This window comes from Pseudomonas citronellolis (assembly GCF_029335315.1).
Taxonomy (GTDB): domain Bacteria; phylum Pseudomonadota; class Gammaproteobacteria; order Pseudomonadales; family Pseudomonadaceae; genus Pseudomonas; species Pseudomonas citronellolis_A.
The window spans coordinates 1-3,550 of the sequence record NZ_JARJLT010000019.1 but is presented as its reverse complement, the minus strand read 5'-3'; the positions used below and the strand labels follow the sequence as shown (position 1 = coordinate 3,550).

General features: G+C 73.3%; 2 protein-coding genes. One reads left to right on the top strand and one right to left on the bottom strand.

Translation table 11 applies throughout. From position 1 onward, the window contains the following. Positions 1 to 117 precede the first annotated feature (117 nt). Positions 118 to 1,677 carry a GGDEF domain-containing protein gene (locus tag P3W75_RS00955; RefSeq protein WP_276225493.1) on the top strand — a complete coding sequence of 520 codons (1,560 nt, stop codon included), beginning with the start codon at positions 118 to 120 and terminating at the stop codon, positions 1,675 to 1,677. A 32-nt stretch (positions 1,678 to 1,709) separates the two neighbouring features. On the opposite strand, the gene P3W75_RS00950 is transcribed toward P3W75_RS00955, so the two are convergent. Beyond that, positions 1,710 to 3,550, bottom strand: a 1,841-nt coding sequence (locus P3W75_RS00950; RefSeq protein ID WP_276225492.1) for an alpha/beta hydrolase fold domain-containing protein, incomplete at its 5' end; no start/stop codon positions are given.

Here is a 3,550-nt window from a genome sequence, read left to right as displayed (position 1 = left end):
CCTCCTTAGCGTCCGCCCGCGCCGCGCGTCCTGGCGCGGCCCCACGGAACCCAGGAGGCAGTAGCGCATGGATCGACCCAGGCACCCTCTGCACAGCGGCCCGCGCCGAGGGCCCGCATGAAGCGACGCGGCCCCTGGCCGGTGGACCTGCGCGGGCTGGTCCTGATCATCGTGCTGCTCTCGGTGCTGGCCACCTTCTGCAACAGCCTGCTGGTGGCCTACCGGGTGCAGCGCGACGCGCTGATCCACTCGACCCTGGAGGCCAACGCGGCCTACGCCGCCAAGGTCGCTTCCAGCATCGGCGAGTTCCTCCGCTCGGCGCACAAGCGCCTGGCCTACAGCGCCAGCCGTCTCGGCCAGCGCTGGGACGATCCCCGCGTGCTGCGCGAGGAGGCCGTGCGGCTGCAGGCGCAGGACGCCGACTTCAACTCCATCGCCATCGTCGACGCCACCGGCAAGGTGCTGCAGGCCTACCCCGACGCGCTGCAGATCGTCGGCGAGACCCTGCGCTCGGAGGGCGTGACCCAGGCCCTGAAGGAGCGTCGGCCGCTGGTCAGCGCGGCCTATGTCTCCATCGCCGGCAACCTGGTGGTGTTCATCTCGCAGCCGGTGTTCGGCGCCGACGGGAGCTTCCTCGGGGTGGTCGGCGGCTCGGTCTACCTGCGCAAGCAGAGCGCGCTGCACGCGGTGATCGGCAGCCATTTCCACCACGAGGGCACCTTCGCCTTCATCGCCGACGGCCACCGCCGCCTGCTCTACCATCCCGACGCGCAGCGCATCGGCGAGGTGCTGGGCGCGAGCATGACGGTGGACGCCGCGCTGAAGGGCGAGAGCGGCAGCCTGGCGGTGCCGAACTACAGGGGCGTGGACATGCTCGCCGGCTACGCGCCGGTGACGGACGCCAACTGGGCGGTGGTCGCCCAGCAGCCGCGCGCGCGCAGCCTGGCGCCGCTGGCCGAGCTGATGCGCGACATGGTGGTCGGCATGCTCCCGGCCGGGTTGCTCGGGCTGCTGCTGATCGGCTTCGGCGTGGCGCTGATCGCCCGGCCGCTACGCCAACTGTCCGACGCCGCCGAGCAGCTGGCGGCGCCGCAGACCGTCGAGCGCCTGCAGAACATTCACGCCTGGTACCACGACGCCTCGGCCATCCGCCAGGCGCTGCTCACCGGCGTGCAGCTGTTCCAGCAGCGCCTCGGCCGGCTCAGCCGCGAGGCGCAGAGCGACCCGCTGACCGGGCTGGCCAACCGCCGTGCGCTGGGCGCCATGCTCGACCTGCTGGCCGAGGCCGGGCAGGGCTATGCGGTACTGGCGCTGGACATCGATCACTTCAAGCGGGTCAACGACAGCTTCGGCCACGACGCCGGCGACGTCGCCCTCAAGCAGGTGGCCGAGATCCTCCGGCGCAACTCGCGCAGCGGCGACCTGGCCTGCCGCGCCGGCGGCGAGGAGTTCACCCTGATCCTTCCCGACACGCCGATGGACACCGCGCGGGCCATCGCCGAGCGCATCCGCGAGAATCTCGCCGGCAGCGAGGTGCCGCAGGTCGGCCGGCTCACCCTGTCGATCGGCGTGGCCTGCCAGGGCCCCGAGGCGCCGACGGCGGAGGCGGTCCTCAAACTCGCCGACGAGCGCCTGTACCGGGCCAAGCAGGAAGGCCGCAACCGCGTGGTCGGCTAGCCCCTCCCGCATTGCGCGGGAGGGGCGCGGGCTCAGGCGCGCCAACCGATGCCGGCGGCCCACTCGGCCAGGTGCGCCAGGGTCTCGGCGGTTTCCGGCAGGAACGGGAACAGCGGGTAGACGTGCACCGAATCCTCCACCAGGCGCAGCGTGGTCGGCACCCCGGCGGTGCGGGCGCGGGCCTCCAGGCGCAGGGTGTCGCTGAGCAGCGTCTCGCCCTGCACGGCACTGAGGAACAGCGGCGGCAGCCCGGCCAGCTCGCCATACAGCGGCGAGACCAGCGGGTCGGTCGGCTCGTGGCCCTGGAAGTACGACGCCGCCATGTAGGCCAGCGAGTCGCGGTTGGCCGCCGGGTCGTCGCCGCTGAACTGGGCGATGCTCGGTCCGCCAAGGGCCAGGTCGGTGAACGGGCACACCGCGAAGATACCCGCCGGCAGCGCTTCGCCGGCGCCGCGCAGGAGCAGCGCCAACGCCAGGGCCAGGCCGCCGCCGGCCGATTCGCCGCTGAGCAGGATGCGCCCGGCCGGCACGCCGCTGCGCAGCAGGCCGCGATAGGCGTCGAGGGCGTCGTCCAGCGCCGCCGGGTAGGGGTGTTCCGGGGCCAGGCGGTAGTCGACGCTGACGCACGCGGCGCCCAGGCTGCGCGACAGGCGCCCGGCGTACTCCAGCGAACCGCGCGCCGAGCCGACCATGTAGCCGCCACCATGGAAGTGCAGGATGCGCAGCGGGCCGTCGGCCACGCCCGGCGCGCGCACCTGCAGGGCCGGCACGCCGCCCGGTTCGAGGCTGTCCACGCGCAGGTCGGCCGGCGCCGGGAACCGCTCCAGCAGGAAGCGCTCGTAGGCCGCGCGCATGCCGTCGTGGCCGCGCGCCACGTCCTCGGGGCTGAACAGCCCCTTCCACAGGGCGAAGGCGCGCTGCGCCTCGGGCCGGCGCAGGGCCTTCGCCTCGCGGGTGGCCGACAGGCCGAGCACGTCGCCGGCCGGGCGCCGCACGGCGTCGATCACGTCGTAGTCCCAGACGAAGCCCCAGGTCGCGGCAGTCATCGGGTCGATGCGCTGCATGCCTTTCCAGCGCCCGTCGCGGGCGCGCATGCGCTGCGGGTCGGCCTCGTGCACCAGCTTGACCATCGCCCGCGCGCCGGACTGCACGCGGGTGGTGCGCGGCCGGCGGCGCCGCTCGTACTCGGCCAGGGCCTCGGCGACGCCGGCGCCGTCGACCTCGGCGAGCACGCTGGCCAGGGTCCAGGCGTCCTCCATGCCCTGGCAGGCGCCCTGGGCGAGGAAGGGCACCATGGGGTGCGCGGCGTCGCCCATCAGGGTCACCCGGCCGCAGGACCAGCGCTCGATCGGGTCGCGGTAGTACATGCCGGTGACGAAGGCGCTGTCGATCTGCTCCATCATCCGTTGCGCGCGCGGTTCCAGGCCGCTGAAGGAGCGGCGCAGGTCGTCGATGTCGCCGCTTTCGGTCCAGGATTCGCGGTGCACCTCGTCCACCGGCACCGAGGCGAGCACGCTGTACAGCTGCCGCGAGCGCACCCAGTAGGTGATCAGCGTGCGCCCCGGCCCGACCCAGTAGTTGCCGCACTCCGGCAGGTCGATGCCCTGCAGGCGCTGCGCCGGGATCAGCGCGCGCCACATGAGGATGTTGGCGAACTGGATGTCGTCCTCGCCGTGCAGTTGCCGGCGTATCGGCGAATGGATGCCATCGGCGCCGATCAGCGCATCGCCGCGCAGCACCTCGCCGGTGGCCAGGCGCAGGCTGACGCCCTCGGCGTCCTGGCTGAAGCCTTCGCAGCGCACGCCCAGGCGCAGCACACCAGCGGGCAGTTGCGCCGCCAGCAGGTCGATCAGGTCCGCGCGGTGCACGTTGT

Bases quoted from the DNA above. Each gene is read 5' to 3' on its own strand.
- P3W75_RS00955 (WP_276225493.1), top strand. From the start codon at position 118: ATGAAGCGACGCGGCCCCTGGCCGGTGGACCTGCGCGGGCTGGTCCTG.